Below are 23404 nucleotides of genomic sequence, written 5' to 3' on the forward strand. Positions count from 1 at the left end.
CGGCTGAAACATCTGCCCGGGGGGCACGCCGTCACAGGACGCTACGAATCGGTACAATGGTCGGCTGATTCCTCTGTTTTTTCCTGACCGTCATGAACGCTTCGACCCTGCCCGACGTAGAACAAGCCCGCTTCAATATGGTGGAACAGCAGATCCGCCCGTGGGACGTCCTGAACGCCAACGTGCTGCAAGCGCTGTTCGATGTGCGCCGCGAACAATTTGTTCCGCCGGCCCTGCGCGCCCTGGCGTTTTCCGATCTGGAACTGCCGTTGGAAATCAACGCGGTGAACACCCGTCAGACCATGCTCGCCCCCAAGGTCGAAGCCCGTCTGGCGCAAGAACTGCTGCTGACCAAGGGCGACTGTGTGCTGGAAATCGGCACCGGCTCGGGCTATCAGGCCGCGCTGCTGGGCTATCTGGCCCAACAAGTCACGTCGGTTGAAATCGACAGCCGCCTGGTGACCTTCGCGCAGCAGAACCTGCAAATGAACAACGTCACCAACGTCAAGGTCGAAACCGGCGATGCCCGCAATGGCTGGGGCTCCACCGAATATGACGCCATCCTGGTGACGGGTTCCGTGCCGGTCGTGCCGGACGCGCTGAAGTACCAATTGCGCGTGGGCGGCCGCCTGGTCGTGATCGTGGGCCAGGCCCCCGTCATGACGGCCTGTCGCATCACCCGCACCACCGCGGCCAGCTTCGAGACGGTGAATCTGTTTGAAACCGTCATCAAGCCGCTGCGTGGCGCTACCGTCTCCCAGTTCAAGTTCTAACCCCCACCTTGCCGCCCCGCGCCTGACCCCGACCCGGGGCGCGCGCACGCTGGGCGGCCCGGCGTATCGTTGAAAATCATGCGCGTCCGATTGCTTACGGCTTTACTGGTTTTTACCTGCGCCGCAAGCGTCGGGCCGTCGCTCGCCGCTGCGCAGAACCTGATCCAGGTCTGGCAGTCGGCCTTGGGCAATGATCCCGCCTACGCCGCCGCACGCGCCAACTACCGCGCCGGCCTGGAAAAAGAACCTCAGGCCCGTTCGCTGTTGCTGCCGCTGATTTCCGCCGAAGCCGGTGGCGCCTACCAGGAAACCCGCAGCACTCGTGGCCTGGGCGTTTCCTATAGCGGCGGACGCGGTGTCTGGGATCTGGCGCTGACCCAGCCCCTGTTCGATTGGGGCCGCTGGCAGAACTACGAACAATCCAAGCTGATCGTTGCCGATGTCGAAGTGCAGTTGCAGCAGGCCTATCAAGATCTGCTGCTGCGCGTGGCCGACGCCTATTTCAATGTCCTGTACGCCCAAGACGCGCTGACCGCCACCGAGGCCGAAAAGGCCGCCGTGGCCGGGCAACTGGAGTCCGCCAAGCGCAACTTTGAATTGGGCAACGCCACCGTCACCGACACCTACGAAGCACAGGCGCGCTATGACCTGGTCGTGGCCCAGGAACTGCGCTTGCAGAACGACCTGGACGTGCGCCGCGACGAACTCGCCAAGATCATCGGCACGCAGCCCGGCGCCTTGGCCGAGCTGCCCCCTGGCGTACAGTTGCCTTCCCCGCAGCCTGCCCGCGTGAACGATTGGAGCACCCAGGCCGAAGCGTCCAGCCTGGAAGTGCTGCGCGCGCAGCTCCTGACCCGCATCGCCGGCCGCGAGATCCAGATCGCCAAGAGCGGCCACTACCCCACTCTGAACCTGCGCGCCACCAGCGGCAGCGCCAGCGACGCCATCATGCGCAACGCGGCGCCCGGCAAGCCGATCGACAACACGATCGGCGTGGTCCTGTCCATCCCCCTGTACGCAGGCGGCGGCATTTCGTCGCAAGTCACCGAGAAAGTGCAGCTGGAACAAAAGGCCCGGCACGACTTTGAAACCACGCGCCGCCAGGCCATCCAGGCCGCGCGCCAGTACTACACGGGCGTCACCAGCGGTCTGGCCCGCATCCAGGCCCTGGAAGCCGGCGAGAAATCCAGCCGCGCCGCCGTGGAAGCCAACCGCACCGGCTATGAAGTGGGCGTGCGCATCAACCTAGACGTGCTGAACGCCCAGCAACAGCTTTACGCCACCCAGCGCGACCTGGCCCTGGCGCGCTACAGCACGGTGCTGTCAGGCCTGCGCCTGAAAGCCGTGAGCGGCATCCTGGCCGAGACCGACCTCGAAGCCATCAATCGTTTGCTGCGGGATGCGCGGTGATGGGTTGCGCGCGTTCGTCGCCGGCGTTTTAGCGAACACCGTCTCGCGCTACACCCATCCTACAGGCGGGGGGTTCGGCCGGTTCGATCGGATTCGACCGGATTCGGCCGGTTCGACCGATTCGACCGGATTCGATCGGTTCGATTGGTTCAATTGATTCGATTGGTTTGATTCGTTCGATCGGTTCGATCGGATTCGACCGGATTCGACCGGTTCGACCGGTTCGATCGGATTCGGCCGATTCGATCGGATTCGGCCGGTTCAACCGGTTCGACCAATTCAACCGGCTCGACGGATTCGACGGATTCGTAGGATGGGTGTAGCGCGAGACGGTGCTCATGAATGAACCGACGCCCATCGCGCGCAACCCATCTGCCCCCCCAACAAACAAAAAACGGCCCCAAAGGCCGCTTTTTATCTCCCGCACCCCGATCAGGCGCCCTGGATCTTCTTCACCAGCGCCGTCGTGGAGCGCTCGAATTCAAACGGGATCGCCACGGCGCGGCCGCCCCAGGTCTTGACCAAGGCGGTCTCGGGCAGCTTTTCCATGTCGTAATCGCCCCCTTTGACGATCAGGTCGGGCTTGATCTGGCCGATCAGGGCTTCGGGCGTGTCTTCATGGAAGGACGTGACGACGGTCACGAAACCCAGCGCGGCCAGCAAGGCGGCGCGGTCTTCCATCCGGTTCAGCGGACGTTCGTCCCCTTTGCCCAGGCGGCGCACCGATTCGTCGGTATTCACCGCCACCACCAGCGTGGCGCCCAGCTGGGCGGCCTGGTCCAGGTAGGTCGCGTGGCCCCGATGCAAGATGTCGAAGACGCCGTTGGTGAACACCAGCGGGCGCGGCAAGCGGCCAGCCGCGACGGCGGCGACGCATTCGTCGCGGGACAGGACTTTGGATTCAAAACGGGCGGCAGGCATGCGGCGATTATATCCGCCCGCCCCGCCGCCCATTCACCCCCGTGAAGCAGTTGCCGGCCGGCTCCAGGCCGGCCCCGCTGCCCCGGGGAATCAGGCGCCGCCCAGGATGATCTTCTTTTCCTTGGGCACGACCAGCGCGGTCATTTCCTTGCGGTAACGGTTCAAGTCCTTCACCGTTTCAAAGCTGCGATCCATCAGCTTGGACAGGATGTGCAGGATGCGGGTGGCCACCTTCTGCTCCCAGATGCCGTCAAAACGGATCTGCGTGTCCAGCCAGTGTTCCAGCCAGCCCGGCTCGGGCAAGCGCGATTGCACCGTGTCGTTGGGGAACAAGTCCTTGTTCACGTGCAGATTGGTCGGGTGCAGCGCCTGCTGCGTGCGGCCGGCCGACGCCATCAGCACACCAATCTTCGAGAACGCCACGCGGGCCTGCTCGCTGGTGTCCTGGCCGCGGTCATGCAGCGCACGGCGCATGTATTGCAGGTAGGCGCCGGCGTGGCGGGCTTCGTCTTGGGCCACGGTCTTGTAGATGGCCTTGATGACGGGTTCCGTGTGCCATTCCGCGGCACGGCGGTACCAGTGGTTCAGGCGCACTTCGCCGCAGAAGTGCAGCATCAGCGTTTCAAGCTCGGGCGCCACGTCGAATTCAAAGCGCACGTTGTGCAGCTCTTCTTCGGTCGGCACCAGGTCCGGGCAGAAGCGGCGCAGGTATTCGATCAGCACCAGCGAGTGCTTCTGTTCCTCGAAGAACCACACCGACATGAAGGCGCAGAAATCGCTATCCCCACGGTTGTCGCGCAAGAACATTTCCGTGGCCGGCAAAGCCGCCCATTCGGTAATGGCGTTCATCTTGATCGTCTGGGCTTGCTCGTCCGAGAGCTTGCTGCGATCGAAATCCCCCCAGGGGATGTCATGCGCCATATTCCAGCGCACGGCTTCCATGGTCTTGAAAAGTTCAGGATAAAGCATGGTCTGCCCTTGTATTCGTCCCGCTAGTGGGGCTATAGAAATTAATGAATGACGCGCGCGTCATGTCGGCGGGCGCTGCATTCAACCACCGCAGCGCTATTTTTCGCCGTATCCCGCGAAGCTATGATGACCGTTTCATGAATGAAACATGACAGAGTACGTCTAGATCATCGCGCCGCCTATCGGGTCAAAGCCCATATTGCGACGCCTATCGCAAGGGCCAGCACCCCAACCAGCGCTGCAACCAGCCGGTTGTTCTGCTCCTGGGCACGCCGCAGGTGAATCATTTCGGCCAGCAATGCAGGCGAAACGTTCGGACGGCTCAGATGGTCATGGACCAGCCTGGGCAGGGCGGGCAGCATTTGCGACCACTGCACCGCTTCTTTTTCCAGGCTTTGACGCAACCCCTTGAATCCGACACGCTGACGCATCCAACGTTCCAGATAGGGCTTGGCGGTCTTCCAGAGATCCAGGTTGGGATCGAGCTGGCGGCCCAATCCCTCAACGTTCAGCAACGTCTTTTGCAGCAACACCAGTTGCGGCTGGATCTCCACATTGAATCGGCGCGACGTCTGGAACAGGCGTAGCAGCACTTGCCCCAGTGAGATCTCGGACAGCGGCCGGTCAAAATACGGTTCGCAGACGGCGCGCACGGCGCCCTCCAGCTCTTCTTCGCGCGTATCCGCGGGCACCCAGCCCGACTCGATGTGCAGTTGTGCCACACGCCGGTAATCGCGGTGGAAGAAGGCCAGGAAATTCTGCGCCAGGTAATTCTTGTCGAACTCGGACAGCGAACCCACGATGCCGAAGTCCAGCGCGATATAGCTGCCCAGGGTATCGGAGCGGTCGGACACGTAGATGTTGCCCGGGTGCATGTCGGCGTGGAAGAAGCCGTCGGTGAAGACCTGCGTGAAGAAGATCTCGACGCCCGTGCGCGCAAGCGTGGGAATGTCGATGCCGGCCTCGCGCATGCGCTCCACCTGCCCCACCGGCATGCCGTACATGCGCTGCATGGTGAAGACGGTGGACGCCGTGTATTCCCAGATCACCTCGGGCACGATCAACATGTCGCCACGGCCGGACTCGGGGCCGAAATTGCGGCGCAGCTGGCTGCAATTGGAGGCTTCGCGCACCAGATCCAGCTCGTCGTGCAGGTACTTGTCGAACTCAGCGACGACTTCGCGCGGCTTCAGGCGCCGGCCATCGGCGCCCAGGCGTTCGATGATGCGCGCCACGATCTTCAACAGCGATAGGTCTTTTTCGATGATGCCCAGCATGCCGGGGCGCAGCACCTTCACGGCCACTTCGCGGCCATCGTGCAGCACCGCGAAGTGCACCTGGGCAATCGAGGCCGACGCCACCGGGTCCACCTCGAACTGCGCGAACAGCTTTTCGGGCGGGGCGCCCAGCGCCGCCTCAATGCAGGCGGCGGCCTGGGCCGACGGGAACGGCGGCACCCGGTCTTGCAACAGGGCCAGCTCGTTGGCGATGTCGGCGGGGATCAGGTCGCGGCGGGTGGACAGCACCTGCCCGAATTTCACAAAAATGGGGCCCAACGATTCCAGGGCCAGGCGCAGGCGCTGCCCGCGCGGCTGACGCGGCCGCGTGCCCAGGCGGATGACGCGCAACAGGCAGGTGGCCAACGGATGGTTCAGGCTGGAGAGCACCAGCTCGTCCAGGCCGTAGCGCAGCGAAACGACGATGATGCGAAGAAGGCGCAGCAAGGGAAACATGGATCAGGCGCCCCGCTTTGCGCTGGCGGACGCCAGACGGGTTTGCAGGGCGGTGGCCGAACGCCCCAGCGCATCCGCGCGAGCATTCAGTTCAGCCAGATCCAGGCGCCATTGTTCCAGCGCGGGGCGGCCCACCAGCACGCCGCTTTCTTCCGCCAGGTATTCAGACACATTCTCGGCCAGGCGCTTGCCGGTGTTGCGTGCGCCGTCCGCGGCCGCCCGGGCGCCGCTCACCAGGCGCAGCGCGGGGATATCGCCCACCACGCGGGCCAGCGCATCTTCCGGATCCCAACGCAACTGCTTGGACAGGTCCGCCACCACTTGTGCCAATGCCGCATCGCCTGAAATGTGGGTCGCCTCGGCGAAATCGGGCGTTTCGCGATCCGCGCCCAGACGCAGCAACGGCAGCTTTTCCGGGGCGACGGTCAAGGTCACGTCAGGCACCACGGCCGGGTCAGCCTGCACCGCGTGGCCCTCGCTGTCGATCGTCAGCCCCAGCATGAAGCCGCCCAGCGCAAAACGCACGGTCTTGCCGGCGTGGCGTGCCAGACGCTGACGCGCCCAGTCCTCGCGCCGCAACAGGGCGTTGAGCGCGCTTACAGCCAGTCGCGAGGGAGTCGGCAGGAACGAAAAAGGCAGCATGAGGGTCCGCGACAGCCCCGGTTGCCGGGGTTGCCGAAGTTAATAGGTAAATCGGGAGTGTAACGGGTTGGATGAGAGCGTGTTTGACGGCAAGCACATGGAAAAACCGGCCCTTGGAGGGCCGGTTCAAGCAGATGCCTTGCGGCATCCGCAACGGAGACGGGAATCAGACCCGGCTAGCCAGCCTTAGCTGGCGAGATCCACCGGGATCTGCTGGATGCCGGCCAGCAACCAGCCGCCATTGGCCGGTTTGAACAGGTTCCAGACTTCTTCAAAGCGGAAAGCCTCGGTGCCCGGCGCTTCGCGCAGCATGCCGGAGAAGCGCACGCTGGCCAGGTGGCCGTCGGACACGGTCTCGATGCCCAGCATTTCGGCGTTCAACAGGACCACTTCGGTCTTGTTGGGCGCGGCACCGCGCTCGGCCAACTGCGGCTTCAGCTCGGTGATCAGGTCGTCGGTCAGGAAATCGCGCAGGCCATCGGTGCTACCGCTGTCCCAGACGGCCTGGATGCGAACAAACTGATCCTTGGCTTGCTTCAGGAAGTTGGGCGTGTCGAAATCGCCCGGCACGAACCAGTTGTTGTCCTCGCCAGCCTTCGGCAGCACGGCCGGAGGAGCCACGGGCGCGGCAGCCACGGGTGCGGCGGCAGCGGCCGGCGCGGCGGCGGCCGGCTTCAGCGCTTCACGCCACGTCTGCTGCGGTTGCTGGCCCGGTGCGTTGTTGGCGCCGTTGAAGGCTCCTTGCGTCGCGGTGCGCGGACCTGCGCCACGCAGGCGGCGGATGATGAACATCACGCCGAACACGACAGCGGCGATCAGCAGCGCGGAGCCGAGGAATTCAGCGAAAGCGCCCGACAGACCCATGCTGGACAGCAAGGCGGCGATACCCAGGCCAGCGGCGATGCCGGCGATGGGGCCAAGCCAGCGCGAGGCGCCGCTCTTGGCGGCAGCACCTGCGGCGCCCGCCGTGGCCGCGCCAGCGGCTGCCGGGGCGGCGGTGGCACCCGCCGTATTGTTCGCGGCAGCCGGAGGCGTGGTGGCCTGGCGCTGCTGGGTCACATTGGAGGATTGACGGCCGACGCTGCCGCCGCCGCCTGCACGACGGGCCTCGGCGTCAAACGACGCCGTCACCAACGCCGCGCCGGAGATGGCGATGAGCGCCGCGGCGACAAACCGCGAAAAACAGAATTTAGACATAGAGTTTGCTCCCTCGTACTCGCGCCCCCACTGCCCCGAGCAGAGGGGAGTCCCGCGGACAGCGGGACCATAGTCGCGACTTTTCTTACAGTAATCTGAATGACGTAAGAATAACGGACAAGACGCCGCCCCACAAGTTCCCCATGGGCTGGCGAAACATCCTATGGACAGCCCGGGTTCAACCCAGGCGCACGCCCTCGTGCAGGGCAGCGACGCCAGCGGTCAGATTGAAGTACTGCACCCGATCCAGGCCGGCAGTGCGCAGCATGTCGGCCAGGGTTTCCTGATCGGGATGCATGCGGATGGATTCCGCCAGATAGCGGTAGCTGGCTTCGTCGTTGGCGATCTTCTTGCCCAACCACGGCAGCACATTGAAGGAATACCAGTCATAGGCCGGCGACAACGGCTTGGCCACGCGCGAGAATTCCAGCACCAGCAGCTTGCCGCCCGGCTTCAGCACGCGCGCCATTTCGGCCAGGGCGCGGTCCTTGTGGGTCATGTTGCGCAGGCCAAAGGCCACGCTGACGCGGTCGAAATAGCCCGTGGGGAACGGCAGGCGCTCGGCATCGCAGACGGCCGTGGGCAGCAGCAAGCCGGCGTCGGTCAGGCGGTCACGGCCCACGCGCAGCATGGAATCATTGATGTCGGTCAGCCAGACTTCGCCCGTGGGGCCGGCGCGCTTGGCGAAAGCGCGGGCCAGGTCGCCGGTGCCGCCAGCAATGTCCAGCACCTTCATGCCGGGGCGGATGGCAGCGCGGCCAATGGTGAAGGCTTTCCAGATGCGGTGCAGCCCGGCAGACATGAAATCGTTCATGACGTCGTAGCGCTGGGCGACCGAGTGAAAGACTTCCGCGACTTTGCGGGCTTTTTCGCCTTCCGGCACCGTTTGGAAGCCGAAATGCGTGGATTGCGAATTGGAATCCGCGGAATGTTGCGATTCGGAGGGGTTTTGCATGGTGAATTCCCGATATATCGTTCAATGGTAGCCTATCAGGCACCCTGTAACGGGCAGCGAACCTGCCCCGACAGCACCCAGCGGTCACATACCTGAAATATTGCGGCCATACTATCGCAATGTTCGCGCCGCGCCGGCGCTCCGAAGTGTGCCAAATTCGCCATGTCCAGCACTATCCTCGTTGTCGAAGACGAACCCGCAATCCAGGAACTGATCGCCGTCAACCTGTCTTTCGCGGGGCACAAAGTGCTGCGCGCCTTCGACGCCGACCAGGCCCAGACCCTGATCCGCGCCGAACTTCCCGATCTGATCCTGCTGGATTGGATGCTGCCCGGCACGTCCGGCCTGGCCATGGCGCGCAAGCTGCGCAATGACGAGCGCACCCGCGCCGTCCCGGTCATCATGCTGACCGCCAAGGGCTCCGAGCAAGACAAGGTGGACGGCCTGGAAGCCGGCGCCGACGACTACATCACCAAGCCCTTCTCGCCGAAGGAGCTGATGGCCCGCATCAAGGCCGTGCTGCGCCGCCGCGCGCCCCAGCTGACCGACGACGTGATCGACGTGGGCGGCCTGAAGCTGGATCCAGTGACGCATCGCCTGTCGGGCAATAGCCAGTCGCTGCAAATCGGCCCCACCGAATTCCGCCTGTTGCACTTTTTCATGACCCACCCCGAGCGCGTGTTCTCGCGTTCGCAGCTGCTGGATCAGGTCTGGGGCGATCACGTGTTCGTTGAAGAACGCACCGTGGACGTCCACATCCGCCGCTTGCGCAAGGCGCTGGAACCCAGCGGTCACGACGCGCACGTGGAAACGGTGCGCGGCAGCGGTTACCGGTTTACGGCACAGCTCCCGACGCGGTAAAACTGCCGCACGATGATCTGGCTGCGCACACTTTTCCTGGTCGCCCTGTGGGCGGTGATTTCATTATTGGCGCAATGGCTCATAGGCGACCCATTGGGCTGGATAGTGTTTTCGGCCGCGCTGACCGCCATGCTGCTTTGGCGCAGCTGGAGACTGACACTGGTCTCTCATTGGGCCAACCACCCGGAAACCTCTCCCCCCGCTTCCGTCGGGCCCTGGGACGACATCCTCGCCCCGCTATACCGCTACACCCGCGCCCGCGCCCGAGAACTGACTGAAACCCGCGACACCATGCAAGGCATGCTGGCCGCCGCCCAAGCCTTGCCGGACGGCGCCGTCACCCTGAATGAAGACTTTCAGATCGACTGGTGCAACCGCATGGCGCGTCAGCACCTGGGCCTGCGCCTGCCGGCCGATCGCGGCCACAACCTGCTGAACCTGCTGCGCGCTCCGGAATTCGTGGAATACGCGCATCGCGCAGCCTGGCCAGAGCCCATCCTGGTACGCCTGGGCCAGAACGGCCAGGAACGCCTGATGATGATGCAGCTGACGTCCTACGCCAGCAACCAGCGCCTGCTGATCACCCGCGACGTCACTCAGATCGAACGCCTGGAAACCACGCGCCGCGACTTCGTGGCCAACGTCTCGCACGAACTGCGCACGCCGCTGACCGTGCTGGCCGGCTTCCTGGAAACGCTGCGCGACATGCCGGCCGATGCGCTGCCCGCGGAACAGCGCGCGCAGTACATCGACATGATGCACGAGCAGGCGCAGCGCATGCAAGCCATCGTGGAAGACCTGCTGACCTTGTCCACGTTGGAATCTTCGCCGGGCAGCGATCCGCGTGCCATCAACATGGGCGCGCTGCTGCAAAAGGCACGCCAGCAAATCGAAGCGCTGTCAGGCGGACGCCATGTGCTGGAATGGCATATCGACGAATCGCTGGACGTGCTGGGCGCGGAAACCGAACTGACCTCCGCGCTGTCGAACCTGCTGACCAACGCGGTGCGCTATACCCCTGACGGCGGCACGATCACCGTGCGCTGGGAACGCGAAGCCGACGGCGGCGCGCGCTACAGCGTGCAGGACACGGGCATCGGCATCCCCGCCCGTCACCTGCCGCGCCTGACTGAACGCTTTTATCGCGTGGACCGCGGCCGCTCACGCGCCGTGGGCGGCACCGGCCTGGGGCTGGCCATCACCAAACACATCGCCATGCGCCACGACGCGGAACTGCTCATCACCAGCGAACCGGGCAAAGGCAGCGTCTTCGCGCTGCGCTTCCCCGCTGAACGCATCGCCATCGACGAACCCGCGTGAATCGCTGAGCGTCTCAACCATCCGTGCCATTTGCGTGGCGCGGATGGTAAATTCCCGGCCATGCGTATCCTGGTCATCGAAGACGAACCCAAACTCGCCGACTACCTGAAGAAAGGGTTGTCGGAACAAAGCCATATCGTGGACCTGGCTCGCGACGGCGTGGACGGCCAGCATCTGGCGCTGGAAGGCGCCTATGACCTGATCGTGCTGGACGTGATGCTGCCCGGCGTGGACGGCTTTGGCGTCCTGGCCTCGGTTCGCGCGCAGAAGGACACTCCCATCCTGATGCTGACCGCGCGCGACGCCGTGGAAGACCGCGTGCGTGGCCTGGAAGGCGGCGCCGACGACTATCTGGTCAAACCTTTCGCGTTTTCGGAATTGCTGGCGCGCGTGCAGGCGCTGCTGCGCCGCGGGCGCTCGCAAGAACCCACCCTGCTGCGCCTGGCCGATCTGGAGCTCGACCTGGCTCGCCGCCGCGCCCAGCGTGACGGCCGTCGCCTGGACCTGACCGCCAAGGAATTCAGCCTGCTGGCGCTGCTGCTGCGCCGCCAGGGCCAGGTGCTGTCGCGCACCACCCTGGCCGAACAGGTCTGGGACATGAACTTCGACAGCGACACCAACGTCATCGACGTGGCGGTGCGGCGCTTGCGCAGCAAACTGGACGACCCCTTCGACACCAAGCTGCTGCACACCGTGCGCGGCATGGGATATGTACTGGAGTCGCGCGCCGAGCCTGCCCCCGCATGACACCGCCGCGCGTGCGTTCGATGCAGGCGCGGCTGACCCTGCTGTTGGGCGCCATCGCATTGCTGGTATCCAGCCTGGCCGGGGCTACGCTGTTCTGGGCGTTGAAGCGCGAAGTCGCACGCCAGGAAATCACCGAGGTCAACGGCAAGCTGGAATTGATCGATCACCTGATCGACATGCAGAACAGCGCCAGCGGCCTGCATGACCTGGCCGCCACCTTCGACGAGATGCGCGCGGGTCAAGGCCAGTTGGGCATATGGATCGTGGACGCCCAGGGCAATGCCGTCTATGGCGGCCCCGCCCCCGAAACGCTGGAGCTCACGGACGGCAAACAAGTGCTGCTACAGACGGCCGACGGCAGCCGCATGCGCGGCCTGCGGGTTGCCATGAACGACCGCATCTTGCCCGGCGCACAACTGACGGTGGCGGTCAGCACGCGCACCAACTCGCAGTTCCTCTATGCCTACGGCACCGCCTTGATCTTGATCTGCGCCTTGTGGGTGGGCGCGACCGTGGTGCTGGCCGCTTGGGCCGTGCGCCGCAGCATGGCCCCCACGCGCCGGCTATCGGAACAGGCCGCGCGCATCCAGCCCGACAATCTGGCTCGCCGCCTGCCGCTGGAAGATACCGACCGCGAACTGCTCGAACTGGTGCGCTCATTCAACCGCACGCTAGAGCGGCTGCAAACGGCCTACCAGCAGATGGAAGGCTTCAACGCCGATGTCGCGCATGAGCTGCGCACACCGCTGGCCACGCTGATCAACGGCACCCAGGTCATGCTGTCGTCGCCGCGCGAAGCCGCCGAGCTGCGCGATGCGCTGGAATCCAACCTGGAAGAGCTCGAGGACCTGAAAACGCTGGTCAACGACATGCTGTTCCTGGCGCGCGCAGACCGGGGCGAGCTTGCCGCCGACCTGGCGCCCGTGTCGCTGGCGGCCGAGGCCCGGCGCGTGGCGGACTACTACGAAGCCATGCTGGAAGCACACGGCGTGCGTCTGCATTGCGAGGGCGACGCCACCGTGACTGCCAATTCCGGCCTGGTGCGCCGCGCCTTGGCCAACCTGATATCCAACGCCATCAAAGCCACGCCCGCCGGACAAGGCATCCTGCTGCGCTGCTCCGTGACGCCGTCGGGCGCGCGGGTGGAAGTGCGCAACCCTGGCCGGCCCATTCCGGCTGCCGACCTGCCCCGCATCTTCGACCGCTTCTTCCGGTCGGGCCAGACGCGCGCGCCGCGCAGCGAAGGTCACGGCCTGGGCCTGGCCATCGTGCGCGCCATTGCCCACATGCACGGCGGTGAGGTGGACGCCGTGTCGGATGCCAACGGCACGGTGGTCGGCATCACCCTGCGCGGATCGGTGCGGCCCGCGGTTTCCGAGAACATTACAAAACCGTAATCCAGTCGACAGAATCGAGTCACCCCGGTTTTCCTACAGTGTCGTCACGGTCTCCCACCTTCTGAGGATTTTCGTGAAAGACACTCTGATCCGCTTTACTCAAGCTGCGGCGCTGGCCCTGCTGGTTGCCGGCGCGGCCCAAGCCGCAGGCGAACACGCCGGCCACGCCATGTCGATGCCGGCTGCCTCGACCCCCATCGGCAAACCCGGCGATGCCGCGCGCGTCACGCGCACCATCGAGGTCGACATGACCGACGCCATGCGCTTCACGCCCGAGCGCATCGAGGTCAAGGCTGGCGAGACCGTGCGCATCAACGTGCGTAATTCCGGAAGGATCCGCCACGAGCTGGTGCTGGGCACCGACGCAGACCTGAAGGCGCACTACGACATGATGATGAAAGACCCCGGCATGCGCCACGAAGAGGCGAACGCGGTGTCTCTGGACGCCGGCAAGACGGGCCAGATCGTCTGGCGCTTCGACAAGGCAGGCACGGTGTCCTTCGGCTGCCTGGAACCCGGCCACTACAGCGCCGGCATGAAGGGCGCGGTGACGGTGCTGTAGCACCCGCCCATTCCCGCCATGAACACCTTCCCCCCTCTTGCCCGCCGCCGCTTCGTGCAGGGCCTGGCCGCTGGCGGTGCACTGGCCGCGCTGGGCGGTTGGCGCGCTGCGCTGGCAGCACCCGCCTCCGCCACGGAATTGCGCGGCACGGAATTCCATCTGGAGATCGGCGAAACGCCCGTGAACTTCACGGGCGCCGCCCGCATCGGCACCACTGTCAACGGCCAGGTGCCCGCCCCCATCCTGCGCTGGCGCGAAGGGGACACGGTGACGCTGCACGTCACCAACCGGCTGCGCGAACAGACCTCCATCCACTGGCACGGCATTCTGCTGCCGACCGACATGGACGGCGTGCCCGGCCTGAGCTTTCCCGGCATCGATCCGGGCCAGACCTTCACCTACCGCTTTGCCGTGCGCCAGAGCGGCACGTACTGGTATCACAGCCACTCGGGCTTCCAGGAGCAGACCGGCCTGTACGGCGCCATCGTCATCGACCCGCGCCGCCGCGACCCCATCGCGTCCGACCGGGACTACACCGTGCTGCTGTCCGACTGGACCGACGAAGACCCGATGCGGCTCTTCAACAAGCTGAAGGTCATGCCCGAGTACTACAACGGCATCCAGCCCAGCGTCCAGAGCCTGGCCGCTGATGCGCAGGACCGTGGTTGGCGCGCAGCGTTGTCCGAGCGCCTGATGTGGGAACAGATGCGCATGACTCCGACCGATCTGGCGGATGTGTCCGGCGCCACCTACACCTACCTGACCAATGGCGCCACGCCGTCGGGCAACTGGACGGGGCTGTTCAAGCCGGGCGAACGCATCCGGCTGCGCTTCATCAACGGGTCGGCGATGACGTACTTCGATGTGCGTATCCCCGGCTTGAAGATGACGGTCGTGGCCGCCGACGGGCAAGATGTACGCCCCGTCGACGTCGAGGAATTCCGCATCGGCGTGGCGGAAACCTATGACGTGATCGTCGAGCCGCAGGAAGAACGCGCCTACACCATCTTCTCGCAGGCGATGGACCGTTCGGGCTTTGCGCGCGCCACGCTGGCGCCACGCGCCGGCATGCAGGCCGAGGTGCCGCCGTTGGACCGCGTGCAGCTGCTGGGCATGATGGACATGGGCATGGCGCACGACATGGGCGGCGGCGCGGGTGGCCACGACATGGCCGCCACCGGTGCCGCTGGCGCTGGTGCTGGCGCGATGGATCACGGCAGCATGCCGGGCATGGACCATGGCAGTTCGCATGGCTCGGGCGCCGGGCAAGGCGGCATGGTGGAAGCAAAGCATCCGTATCCCACCGAACGCGGCGTCAGCAATTCGATGCTGCCCGACGTGGTGTCGACACGGCTGGACGACCCGGGCGTGGGCCTGCGCGACAACGGCCGCCGGGTGCTGACGTATGCAGACCTGCACTCCATCCGCGAACCCGAAGACAACCGCGCGCCCTCGCGCGAGATCGAACTGCACCTGACCGGCAACATGGAACGCTACATGTGGTCGTTCAACGGCGTGAAGTTCTCTGACGCCAAGCCGATTGTGCTGCGCTACGGCGAGCGCGTCCGCTTCGTGCTGGTCAACGACACGATGATGACGCACCCCATCCACCTGCACGGTTTGTGGAGCGACCTGGAATCGCCCGACGGCGCCTTTCAGGTGCGCAAGCACACGATCACCCTCAATCCGGCGCAACGGCTGACCTACCGAGTCAGCGCCGACGCGCGCGGGCACTGGGCCTATCACTGCCACCTGCTGTATCACATGGAGGCCGGCATGTTCAGAGCGGTCGTGGTGGAGTAAGCGATGACGATTCAATGCAAATTCCTGGGCGCCTGCGCCCTTGCCATGACGCTGGGCGCGACAACCGCCCAGGCGCAATCCACCAGCATGGATCATTCCAGCATGCCTGGCATGGATCATTCCAACATGCCCGGCATGGATCACGGGTCGATGAGCCCCAGCACGCCACCCGCCCCCGCCGCCATGGATCATGGGACGATGGACCACGGCGCGATGGGGCACGGCGCCCCCGCAGCGGCCGCGCCGCCTGTCGGCAGCTTGCCAAGCAGCGATGGCGCGGGCGAGCGCAGCTATGACAGCTACGGCATCCGTCCTCACATGATGGACAACGCCTCCACCTGGCAACTGCTGTTCGACAGGTTCGGCATCACCCGCAACCGCGACGGAGAGAACGCGCTGGACTGGGATGGCCGCTTCTGGCTCGGTTCGTCCACCAATCGATTGCTGATCAAGAGCGAAGGGGAACGCGAAAACGGCGGCGGCTCGGATGGCAAGGTCGAAGCCTTCTGGAGCCACGCCGTCTCACCCTTCTGGGACGTGCAGTTGGGCGCCCGCCGAGACATCGGCACCGGCCCCAAGCGCAACTGGGCCGCCATCGGCATCGAAGGCGTGCTGCCCTACAACATCGAACTGGAGACGACCGCCTATGTGGGCTCGTCCGGCCGCACGGCCCTGGCGCTGAAGGCCGAGTACGACCTGCTGCTGACGCAGCGGCTGATCTTCACGCCCGAACTGGAAGCCAGCCTGTACGGCAAGAGCGACCCCGAACGCGGCATCGGTTCTGGCCTGTCCTCCGGCTCGCTCTCTTTGCGGCTACGCTATGAGGTCACGCGCGAGTTCGCCCCTTACGTCGGCGTATCCTTTGAACGGAAGTTCGGCCAGACCGCCAGTTTCGCGTCGGATGCCGGGGCCAGCCGGTCCCAAACGGCCATCATGGCCGGTGTGCGGTTCTGGTTCTGACGCGGGGTCACGCCCTTTTTCCACTTTTTCCGTACGGAGCATCATGAACGTTCCCCGTATTACGCGCCGCCTGGTTCTTGCCGCGGCCCTTTGCGCCCCCGTCTTCGCCACCGCGCAAACTCCTGCGAAGGTCGACGTCTGGAAGACGCCCACCTGCGGCTGCTGCGAGGACTGGGTCAAGCACATGCGCGACAACGGCTTCACCGTCACCACGCACGATGTGCAGGACACCGGCCCCATCCGCCGCAACGCCGGCATGGCGGACTATGGGTCTTGCCATACGGCGGTGGTGGACGGCTATGCCGTCGAAGGCCATGTGCCCGCCAGTGACGTGCGCCGACTGCTGCTGGAAAAGCCGGACGCCGCTGGCCTGGCCGCGCCCGGCATGCCGTTGGGCTCACCCGGCATGGACGGCCCGGAATACGGCGGCCGCAAGACGCCGCATGACGTGCTGCTGGTGGACAAGCAGGGCGGCGCCAAGGTCTACCAGGCATACCGGTAGGCCGGGGGGGTGGGAAGGCCATTGAAACAATTCATCCACACCGTCTCAATGGCTACTCCTTGCACCGCAACAAAAATGCGCCACAATAAATAAAACGCATTTCTCACCCACCCCTTGGCAGTCATGGCAAAAATCGTCCTGTTCGAGAACATCCATCCGAGCGCCCGCGCGGTCTTCGAGGCCGCCGGCTACACCGACATCGTCACGCATGCCGCGGCCCTGCCGCCGGCAAAAATGCAGGAAGCCCTGCGTGGCGTGCATGTGGCGGGGATCCGTTCTCGCACGCACCTGGATGCCGCCCTGCTGTCCAGCCCCGACCTGCGCGTCGTAGGCTGCTTCTGCATCGGCACCAACCAGGTCGATCTGGATTCCGCCATGCAGCGCGGCATCCCGGTGTTCAACGCGCCTTTCTCGAATACCCGCTCGGTGGCCGAACTGGTGCTGGGCGAAGCCATCCTGCTGCTGCGCCGGATTCCCGAAAAAAATGCCCGCGTGCATCTGGGCCATTGGGACAAGAGCGCGTCTGGCGCCTTTGAAACCCGTGGCAAGACGCTGGGCATCGTGGGTTACGGCAACATTGGGTCGCAGATCAGCACCCTGGCCGAAAGCCTGGGCATGCGCGTCATCTATCACGACGTCGAAGCCAAGCTGCCGCTGGGCAATGCCCGCCCCGCCGGGACGCTCAACGACCTGCTGGAACAGGCCGATGTGGTGACGCTGCACGTCCCCGGCGGCAAGTCCACCGAGAACATCATGAACGCGGAGACCATCGCGCGCATGCGTCGCGGCGCCATCCTCATCAACGCCTCACGCGGCACCGTGGTGGATATCGACGCGCTGCACGCCGCGCTGAAATCCGGCCATCTGGCCGGCGCCGCGCTGGACGTGTTCCCGACCGAACCCAAGGGCGCGGACGAACCGCTGGCCAGCCCGCTGATCGGCCTGCCCAACGTGATCCTGACCCCGCACATCGGCGGCAGCACGCAGGAATCGCAAGAGAACATCGGCCGCGAAGTGGCCGAGAAACTGGTGCGCTTCCTGCAAGCCGGCACGACCAAGGGCGCGGTCAACTTCCCCGAACTGCCCTACCTGGAGCCGGCCGGCGCCACCCGCATCCTGCACGTGCACCGCAACGCCCCGGGCGCGCTGGGCACGCTGGACAACCTGATGGCGCAACATGGCCTGAACATTGTCAGCCAGACCCTGCAAACCAAGGGCCAGATCGGCTACGTGATCACCGACGTGGAAGGCCAGGTGGACGACCTCGTCATGACCACCTTGCGCGACCATCCGATCACTGTCCGCTGCGACCGTCTGTAGGATGGGTGAAGCGCGAGAGTCAGTACTTTAGGACTCGGATGCCAAGCGCGCGCAACCCATCAAGCAGCGGTGAGTTCTTGGCAATCGCCGCCATGAAGCCACCGCTGCTTGATGGGTTGCGCGCGCTGAATAATTGAGTTCTTGCTTAAGGACTCTCGCGCTACACCCATCCTACGGTTCACAGGCGGATAATCGTACGGTTCACTGGTGGTTGTTCCGTCCGGTTCACAGGCGGTTGTTCAGTGCCGTTCACAGGCAGCTATGCAGTACCGTTCACAGGCAGTTATTCAGCCGCCGCCAGTATCAGGCATTCCGCCATTTTCTCGCGCACGCTGCCGGCATCGAACGGCAGTCGGCCGATGATGCCGATCTCGCGGTGAAACGCCAGATCGCCCAAAGGCACCAGCCGCAAACCCGTCACATCCAGCCGCCGCAACCGTGGCAGCAGCGCCACGCCCAAGCCGTGGCGCACCATGTTGGCGATGGCTTCAATTTCGTCCAGTTCCACCGCCTCATGCACATTGATGCGGTGCTTCTTCAGGAAGATATCCACCACCCGGCCACCGAACGACGCCCGGTCGTAACGGATGAAAGGCTGGGTCGCCAGTAGATCCCGCCAGGGCGCCAGCGGCATGGCTTCCGGCATGGCCAGCACCACCGGCTCGTTCAGCAGCCGATGCCAGCCCAGTTCCGGCGGCAAGGTGAAGGGCGGGCGGATCAGCACGGCCATGTCCACTTCGCCCGCGTCCACCTGCCCCAGCAACGACAGCGACACGCCGGGCACGATGCGCACCCGGACCTCGGGATAGACGGCGCGGAACCGGCCCAAGGCGTCCACCAGCAAATCCTGCTGCACCGAGGCGATGGCGCCGATGCGCAACGACCCACTGACCTGGCCGGCCCCCGCCGTGGTGACCATGCGTTCGGCCATGGCCACCAGCTCTTCCGCCTGCGTCAGCATCTCGCGGCCATGCACGTTCAACACCGCCGCCCTGGCCCCCCGGTCAAAGAGTTCCACACCCAGATATTCCTCCAGGCGCTTGATCTGAGCGCTCACGGCCGACTGCGTCAGACCCAGGTGCACGCCAGCGCCGGTAAAGGTACCGTCGCGCGCCACGGCGATGAAGGTTTTGAATTCTTTGATCACGATCAATATTTTTGATGCTAAGACACAAAAAATATCGTTTTTCAATCAAAAAAACAATACCTAAACTACGTACTGGTGCTACAGCACGCCCGCGCCAGCGGCGGCCCGCAACCTGTTTATCTTCTTTTGCCTGGAGTTTTTCATGACCGCCCAAACCAACCTGCCGCCGTTCCACCTGGCCTTCCCGGTTCGCGACCTGGCCGAAGCCCGCGCCTTCTATGGCGAAAAGCTGGGCTGTCCGGAGGGCCGCAGCTCGCCCGAGTGGATCGACTTCAACTTCTACGGCCACCAGATCGTCGCCCATCTGGCACCCGGCGAATGCGGCCAAAATGCCACCAGCGCCGTGGACTCCCACAACGTGCCGGTGCGCCATTTCGGCGCCGTGCTGTCCATGGAACAATGGGAAGCCATGTCCAAGCGCCTGATCGACGCCGGCACTGAATTCGTCATCGAACCCTACATCCGTTTCAAGGGTGAAGTGGGCGAACAAGCCACGATGTTCTTCCTGGATCCGTCGGGCAACGCACTGGAATTCAAGGCATTCAAGAACATGGATTCGCTGTTCGCCAAGTAATCCTTCCCTACCGGTTTCGCGCCGTTGAATGCGCTTTCAGCCCCCCTTCCACGGCCGAAACCACCTGTGACGCATCCTGCCCCCGGATGATCGCTGTCTGATCGCCTTGTTCGGCGGTCTGGTCTATGCTTCAGTCCGCCGGACCTGTCTTGCCCCGGCAACAAGGAAACCGCAATGACCACCCGCATCGATATGAACTGCGACATGGGCGAAAGCTATGGCGCCTGGACCATGGGCAACGACGCGGCGGTGCTGCAATACGTCAGCTCCGCCAACATCGCCTGTGGCTTTCACGGCGGCGACCCCGCCACCATGCGCAAGACGGTCTCGGCCGCGCTCAAGCAGGGCGTGGCGCTGGGCGCCCACCCCAGCTTGCAGGACTTGGCGGGGTTTGGCCGCCGTGTCATCCAGATCACGCCTGACGAAGCCTATGACATCGTGGTCTATCAGATCGGCGCGCTGGCCGGCGTGGCGGCCTCGCAAGGCGCACGGCTGCATCATGTGAAAGCGCACGGCGCGCTGTACAACATGGCCGCCAAGGACGAAGGCTTGTCGCGTGCCATCTCGCAGGCGGTCAAGGATGTGGACGCCTCGCTGATCCTATACGGACTGGCGGGCAGCAAGCTGATCGATGCGGCTCGCGCCATCGGCCTGACTGCCGCCAGCGAAGTGTTCGCTGATCGCTCCTACCAGGACGACGGTTCGCTGACGCCGCGCACACGCGCCGGCGCCATGATCGAAGACCTGGACCAGGCGGTGGCGCAAGTGGTGCGCATGGTGCGTGAAGGTAAAGTGCGTTCGGTCGACGGGCACGACGTGCCGGTCCAGGCCGACACGCTTTGCATCCATGGCGACCAACCCAACGCCCTGCTGTTCGCCAATGGCATCCGCCAGGCGTTGGAACAGGCGGGCATTGACATCCGAACCCCCGCGCGGGGCTGACCGCATTCCGATGACGAAGCCCGATCAGGCCCGGCCGTAGCGCGGCGCCATGTCTTCGGCGGCCTGCTCGGCCGCATCGTGATAGGCCTGCAAGATACCAGGCAACACCTCCACCACGTAGCCACGGGTCAGCGCCGCCGCACGTTCGAAATCACGAATGGCCAGCGCCTGCGTGATCCCTTGCGTGTAGGTCTGAAGGGTATTGGTTTCGATCGAGCGCTTGGCCAACAGGTAGCGCAGCGGCTCCACCTGTTCGTAAAGCTTGCTGAGCATGTTGGTCAGCGGCGAATTGCCCGTATAGCGGGCCCCCGCCAAGTAGAACTCCCGCGAGGCCGCGATGCTGGCACGCACGTCGCGCTTGGCCATGGCCGCCGCGATGGCGTCGTCATAGCTGCGCAATTCCGCCACCAGCGGCGCCAGATCGCGCATGTCCGCCAACTGGCGGATGCAATACGCTTCCAGTTCCGCGCGCAACATGTACAGATGGCGGATCTGCGTTTCGGTATAGAGAGTGACCCTGAAGCCCTTGCGTTGGATATGCGTAACCAGGCCGCTTAGCTCCAGCAGACGCAGCGCTTCCCGGATCGGGCTGCGGCTGGTGCCGAAACGCTGCTCTAGTTCTTGCTCCCGTAAGGGCTGCCCGGGCCGGATAGTGCCATCCACTATCAATTCACGAATCTGTTCCTGAAGGAAATATGGAATCGTGGCTGGCGCTTTGACGTCCAATCGGCTCCCCTTGTACTGCGCGATGCAGGTTTGAGACACCGAGAAGATACTAGAAATCTATTGAAACACAAATAGGAAAATTGTTGCAGAGACGAAATAAGCCTCTGCTATGCCCCGCTCCTCCGATCAGTCCCAATCGTCGCGATAGACAAACTTGGGCATCTGCCAATTGAAACGCAGCGCCAGCAGGCGCAGGGCCAGGCCGGCCGCCAGCGCCAAGGGCACGGCGGCATTGGCCGACAAGCCCAACGACTGGCCGCCCAGGTACAACGCGCCGGTCACGACCGACACGCTGGCGTACAGCTCCTTGCGGAACAGCAGTGGCACCTCATTGCACAGCACGTCCCGCAGTACCCCCCCGGCGCAACCGGTGATCATGCCGCTGATCAGCACCACCGTGATCGGCAACTGCATCAGTTGCGCCACCTGGCAGCCAATGACGGTGAAAGCCACCAGGCCCAGCGCATCCGCCAGCAGGAACACGCTGCGCAAGCGCCGCATCACCGGCGCGATCAGCGCGGTCAAGATCGCGGCGCCGCCCGTCATCCACAGGTATTCGGGGTGAATCACCCACGTCAGCGGGTAATGCCCCAGCAGCACGTCGCGCAGCGAACCGCCGCCCAGGGCCGTCACGCAGGCGATGATGCATACCCCCATCCAGTCCATGTCGCGCCGGCCAGCCGACAGCGCCGCGGTCATGGCTTCGGCCACGATGGCGACGAGATACAGGGTATGCAGCAGAGCGGGTGAAATATCGGAAAACATGGGAGGGACGGGGGAAAACGGTAATCGGCCGGGGAAAGGGGAATCCCGGACTCAGGGTGCGGCAGGCCCCATTGTATTGATCCTGACCTTGCGCAAGCCGCCATTGCCCGCAAGCGCCCCATCCCTTACGCTGGACCATGCGTTGATATCAATCAATCCCCAGTCCGCATCGCGGCGAGACAATGGGGACATGCCCTAGCGGGTGGTAACAGCCAGACTGCGCGGACGCGGGAGCCGACATTCTGGCGTCAACCGGGAGATAACGTATGACACAGCAAACAGGCCCCATCCTATTGGCCACGGACCTGAGCGCGCGCGGCGACCGCGCCCTGGACCGCGCTCTGCAACTTACCAAAGAGCTCAATACCAAGCTGATCGTGCTGCATGTCATGGAAAGCCATGCCACGCCTGCCCGCCTGACCACGCCCGTCTGGCGCCGCCTGTCGACCGACCACAAGACGCTGGCCGAACGTGAGCTGGCCGAAGATCTGGCCACGGCGGACGTGCCGGCGGAAGTCGTGGTGGTGTCCGGCGATCCGCTCACGCGCATCATGGAAACCGCCGATAGCTATGGCTGCTCGCTGATCGTCACCGGGATCGCCCGCGACGAAACGCTGGGCCGGCTGTTGCTGGGCACCACGGTCGAAAAACTGGCCCGTCAGGCACGCCAGCCGGTACTGGTGGTCAAGACCCGTCCGCGCAAGCCGTATCGCGACGTGCTGATCGCCACCGACTTTTCCCCCGGGTCGCGACAAGCCCTGCGCGCCGCGCTGCAACTGGTTCCCAACGCCGACCTGACGCTGTTCCACGCCTACGACGTGCCCTTCCAGGGCAAGAGCGTGCCCGACGACGCCATCACGCGCAGCTTCTACAAGGGCGCCGAGCAAAGCGCGCGGGAATTCACGGCGGAAACGCCGGAACTGGCCGACCTGACGCCGCCCAAGATCGTGCTGGAACCGGGCCAACCCGAAACCGTGCTGTCAGAGTATTCGTTCAACCACCGGTCTGATCTGGTCGTCACGGGCACCCACGGCCGCACCGGCATCTTGCGCACCGCCATCGGCAGCGTCGCTGAACGACTGCTGGAGTCCCTGCCCAGCGACGTGCTGATCGTCAGACTGATCGACGAATCGTAGGATGGGTGTAGCGCGAGAAGCCGGAAACAAGAACACCGGCAT

General features: G+C 64.6%; 23 protein-coding genes. 14 read left to right on the plus strand and 9 right to left on the minus strand.

Features of this window, described 5'->3' with window-relative positions:
• The first annotated feature begins 92 nt into the window (after window positions 1–92).
• Entirely contained in the window at window positions 93–773 is a 681-nt protein-coding gene (locus HV753_RS28270; protein ID WP_175177885.1) for a protein-L-isoaspartate O-methyltransferase family protein, read from the plus strand.
• 78 nt (window positions 774–851) lie between these two features.
• Complete coding sequence (locus HV753_RS28275; RefSeq protein WP_175177886.1) at window positions 852–2183, plus strand: TolC family outer membrane protein; 1332 nt, start codon at window positions 852–854, stop codon at window positions 2181–2183.
• Window positions 2184–2615: 432 nt separating this feature from the next.
• On the opposite strand, the gene rfaE2 is transcribed toward HV753_RS28275, so the two are convergent.
• The 6 genes from rfaE2 to ubiE form a co-directional block, all read right to left on the minus strand.
• Window positions 2616–3104 carry a D-glycero-beta-D-manno-heptose 1-phosphate adenylyltransferase gene (rfaE2, locus tag HV753_RS28280; RefSeq protein ID WP_175177887.1) on the minus strand — a complete coding sequence of 163 codons (489 nt, stop codon included), beginning with the start codon at window positions 3102–3104 and terminating at the stop codon, window positions 2616–2618.
• Window positions 3105–3194: 90 nt separating this feature from the next.
• A complete protein-coding gene (locus tag HV753_RS28285; protein WP_175177888.1) occupies window positions 3195–4073 on the minus strand; it encodes a ferritin-like domain-containing protein in 879 nt (292 codons plus the stop codon).
• Between the two features lie 179 nt (window positions 4074–4252).
• A complete protein-coding gene (gene ubiB, locus HV753_RS28290) occupies window positions 4253–5806 on the minus strand; it encodes a ubiquinone biosynthesis regulatory protein kinase UbiB (RefSeq protein WP_175177889.1) in 1554 nt (517 codons plus the stop codon).
• Window positions 5807–5809: 3 nt separating this feature from the next.
• The gene (locus tag HV753_RS28295; RefSeq protein WP_175177890.1) at window positions 5810–6448 is read right to left on the minus strand and encodes a ubiquinone biosynthesis accessory factor UbiJ; all 639 of its coding nucleotides are present in this window, start codon (window positions 6446–6448) and stop codon (window positions 5810–5812) included.
• A gap of 186 nt (window positions 6449–6634) precedes the next feature.
• Window positions 6635–7645 carry a Tim44 domain-containing protein gene (locus HV753_RS28300; RefSeq protein ID WP_175177891.1) on the minus strand — a complete coding sequence of 337 codons (1011 nt, stop codon included), beginning with the start codon at window positions 7643–7645 and terminating at the stop codon, window positions 6635–6637.
• A 178-nt stretch (window positions 7646–7823) separates the two neighbouring features.
• The gene (gene ubiE / locus HV753_RS28305; protein ID WP_175177892.1) at window positions 7824–8600 is read right to left on the minus strand and encodes a bifunctional demethylmenaquinone methyltransferase/2-methoxy-6-polyprenyl-1,4-benzoquinol methylase UbiE; all 777 of its coding nucleotides are present in this window, start codon (window positions 8598–8600) and stop codon (window positions 7824–7826) included.
• Between the two features lie 162 nt (window positions 8601–8762).
• Between ubiE and phoB the strand changes: the two genes are divergently transcribed.
• The 9 genes from phoB (at window position 8763) to serA (ending at window position 18072) form a co-directional block, all read left to right on the plus strand.
• Window positions 8763–9461: a phosphate regulon transcriptional regulator PhoB gene (phoB, locus tag HV753_RS28310; protein ID WP_006227196.1), complete on the plus strand. Its 699-nt coding sequence runs from the start codon at window positions 8763–8765 to the stop codon at window positions 9459–9461.
• Window positions 9462–9473: 12 nt separating this feature from the next.
• Window positions 9474–10781, plus strand: a complete 1308-nt coding sequence (gene phoR / locus HV753_RS28315; protein WP_175177893.1) for a phosphate regulon sensor histidine kinase PhoR — start codon at window positions 9474–9476, stop codon at window positions 10779–10781.
• A gap of 60 nt (window positions 10782–10841) precedes the next feature.
• Window positions 10842–11528, plus strand: coding sequence for a heavy metal response regulator transcription factor (locus HV753_RS28320; protein WP_175177894.1), 687 nt, complete (start codon window positions 10842–10844; stop codon window positions 11526–11528).
• Window positions 11525–12925: a heavy metal sensor histidine kinase gene (locus HV753_RS28325; protein ID WP_175177895.1), complete on the plus strand. Its 1401-nt coding sequence runs from the start codon at window positions 11525–11527 to the stop codon at window positions 12923–12925. Before HV753_RS28320 ends, HV753_RS28325 begins: the two co-directional genes overlap by 4 nt.
• Window positions 12926–12998: 73 nt before the next feature.
• Window positions 12999–13487, plus strand: coding sequence for a cupredoxin domain-containing protein (locus HV753_RS28330; RefSeq protein WP_175177896.1), 489 nt, complete (start codon window positions 12999–13001; stop codon window positions 13485–13487).
• An 18-nt stretch (window positions 13488–13505) separates the two neighbouring features.
• Window positions 13506–15290, plus strand: a complete 1785-nt coding sequence (locus tag HV753_RS28335; protein ID WP_175177897.1) for a copper resistance system multicopper oxidase — start codon at window positions 13506–13508, stop codon at window positions 15288–15290.
• A 3-nt stretch (window positions 15291–15293) separates the two neighbouring features.
• Complete coding sequence (locus tag HV753_RS28340; protein WP_175177898.1) at window positions 15294–16250, plus strand: copper resistance protein B; 957 nt, start codon at window positions 15294–15296, stop codon at window positions 16248–16250.
• 43 nt (window positions 16251–16293) lie between these two features.
• Window positions 16294–16752 carry a DUF411 domain-containing protein gene (locus tag HV753_RS28345; protein ID WP_175177899.1) on the plus strand — a complete coding sequence of 153 codons (459 nt, stop codon included), beginning with the start codon at window positions 16294–16296 and terminating at the stop codon, window positions 16750–16752.
• A gap of 123 nt (window positions 16753–16875) precedes the next feature.
• Window positions 16876–18072, plus strand: a complete 1197-nt coding sequence (gene serA, locus HV753_RS28350; protein WP_175177900.1) for a phosphoglycerate dehydrogenase — start codon at window positions 16876–16878, stop codon at window positions 18070–18072.
• 283 nt (window positions 18073–18355) lie between these two features.
• Here the strand turns inward: serA and HV753_RS28355 are convergent, their stop codons facing one another.
• On the minus strand, window positions 18356–19219 hold the full coding sequence (locus tag HV753_RS28355) for a LysR family transcriptional regulator (RefSeq protein ID WP_175177901.1): 864 nt from the start codon (window positions 19217–19219) through the stop codon (window positions 18356–18358).
• A 142-nt stretch (window positions 19220–19361) separates the two neighbouring features.
• Here HV753_RS28355 and HV753_RS28360 point away from each other — a divergent pair, with 142 nt between their 5' ends.
• Complete coding sequence (locus tag HV753_RS28360) at window positions 19362–19793, plus strand: VOC family protein (protein WP_175177902.1); 432 nt, start codon at window positions 19362–19364, stop codon at window positions 19791–19793.
• Between the two features lie 174 nt (window positions 19794–19967).
• The gene (locus HV753_RS28365; RefSeq protein WP_175177903.1) at window positions 19968–20735 is read left to right on the plus strand and encodes a LamB/YcsF family protein; all 768 of its coding nucleotides are present in this window, start codon (window positions 19968–19970) and stop codon (window positions 20733–20735) included.
• 24 nt (window positions 20736–20759) lie between these two features.
• Here the strand turns inward: HV753_RS28365 and HV753_RS28370 are convergent, their stop codons facing one another.
• Window positions 20760–21461 (minus strand): GntR family transcriptional regulator, encoded by a 702-nt coding sequence (locus HV753_RS28370; RefSeq protein ID WP_175177904.1) that lies wholly within the window; start codon window positions 21459–21461, stop codon window positions 20760–20762.
• Window positions 21462–21587: 126 nt separating this feature from the next.
• A complete protein-coding gene (locus tag HV753_RS28375) occupies window positions 21588–22226 on the minus strand; it encodes a trimeric intracellular cation channel family protein (RefSeq protein ID WP_175177905.1) in 639 nt (212 codons plus the stop codon).
• Between the two features lie 266 nt (window positions 22227–22492).
• Here HV753_RS28375 and HV753_RS28380 point away from each other — a divergent pair, with 266 nt between their 5' ends.
• Window positions 22493–23362 (plus strand): universal stress protein, encoded by an 870-nt coding sequence (locus tag HV753_RS28380; RefSeq protein ID WP_175177906.1) that lies wholly within the window; start codon window positions 22493–22495, stop codon window positions 23360–23362.
• The last annotated feature ends 42 nt before the right edge of the window (window positions 23363–23404 follow it).

The sequence above is a fragment of the Achromobacter pestifer genome (assembly GCF_902859625.1).
Lineage (GTDB): Bacteria > Pseudomonadota > Gammaproteobacteria > Burkholderiales > Burkholderiaceae_B > Achromobacter > Achromobacter pestifer.

What these genes read in the sequence shown, in the direction of transcription:
- HV753_RS28270 (WP_175177885.1), top strand. Translation starts at nt 93, where the DNA reads ATGAACGCTTCGACCCTGCCCGACGTAGAACAAGCCCGCTTCAATATG.
- HV753_RS28275 (WP_175177886.1), top strand. Translation starts at nt 852, where the DNA reads ATGCGCGTCCGATTGCTTACGGCTTTACTGGTTTTTACCTGCGCCGCA.
- rfaE2 (WP_175177887.1), bottom strand. Translation starts at nt 3,104, where the DNA reads ATGCCTGCCGCCCGTTTTGAATCCAAAGTCCTGTCCCGCGACGAATGC.
- HV753_RS28285 (WP_175177888.1), bottom strand. Translation starts at nt 4,073, where the DNA reads ATGCTTTATCCTGAACTTTTCAAGACCATGGAAGCCGTGCGCTGGAAT.
- ubiB (WP_175177889.1), bottom strand. Translation starts at nt 5,806, where the DNA reads ATGTTTCCCTTGCTGCGCCTTCTTCGCATCATCGTCGTTTCGCTGCGC.
- HV753_RS28295 (WP_175177890.1), bottom strand. Translation starts at nt 6,448, where the DNA reads ATGCTGCCTTTTTCGTTCCTGCCGACTCCCTCGCGACTGGCTGTAAGC.
- HV753_RS28300 (WP_175177891.1), bottom strand. Translation starts at nt 7,645, where the DNA reads ATGTCTAAATTCTGTTTTTCGCGGTTTGTCGCCGCGGCGCTCATCGCC.
- ubiE (WP_175177892.1), bottom strand. Translation starts at nt 8,600, where the DNA reads ATGCAAAACCCCTCCGAATCGCAACATTCCGCGGATTCCAATTCGCAA.
- phoB (WP_006227196.1), top strand. Translation starts at nt 8,763, where the DNA reads ATGTCCAGCACTATCCTCGTTGTCGAAGACGAACCCGCAATCCAGGAA.
- phoR (WP_175177893.1), top strand. Translation starts at nt 9,474, where the DNA reads ATGATCTGGCTGCGCACACTTTTCCTGGTCGCCCTGTGGGCGGTGATT.
- HV753_RS28320 (WP_175177894.1), top strand. Translation starts at nt 10,842, where the DNA reads ATGCGTATCCTGGTCATCGAAGACGAACCCAAACTCGCCGACTACCTG.
- HV753_RS28325 (WP_175177895.1), top strand. Translation starts at nt 11,525, where the DNA reads ATGACACCGCCGCGCGTGCGTTCGATGCAGGCGCGGCTGACCCTGCTG.
- HV753_RS28335 (WP_175177897.1), top strand. Translation starts at nt 13,506, where the DNA reads ATGAACACCTTCCCCCCTCTTGCCCGCCGCCGCTTCGTGCAGGGCCTG.
- HV753_RS28340 (WP_175177898.1), top strand. Translation starts at nt 15,294, where the DNA reads ATGACGATTCAATGCAAATTCCTGGGCGCCTGCGCCCTTGCCATGACG.
- HV753_RS28345 (WP_175177899.1), top strand. Translation starts at nt 16,294, where the DNA reads ATGAACGTTCCCCGTATTACGCGCCGCCTGGTTCTTGCCGCGGCCCTT.
- serA (WP_175177900.1), top strand. Translation starts at nt 16,876, where the DNA reads ATGGCAAAAATCGTCCTGTTCGAGAACATCCATCCGAGCGCCCGCGCG.
- HV753_RS28360 (WP_175177902.1), top strand. Translation starts at nt 19,362, where the DNA reads ATGACCGCCCAAACCAACCTGCCGCCGTTCCACCTGGCCTTCCCGGTT.
- HV753_RS28365 (WP_175177903.1), top strand. Translation starts at nt 19,968, where the DNA reads ATGACCACCCGCATCGATATGAACTGCGACATGGGCGAAAGCTATGGC.
- HV753_RS28375 (WP_175177905.1), bottom strand. Translation starts at nt 22,226, where the DNA reads ATGTTTTCCGATATTTCACCCGCTCTGCTGCATACCCTGTATCTCGTC.
- HV753_RS28380 (WP_175177906.1), top strand. Translation starts at nt 22,493, where the DNA reads ATGACACAGCAAACAGGCCCCATCCTATTGGCCACGGACCTGAGCGCG.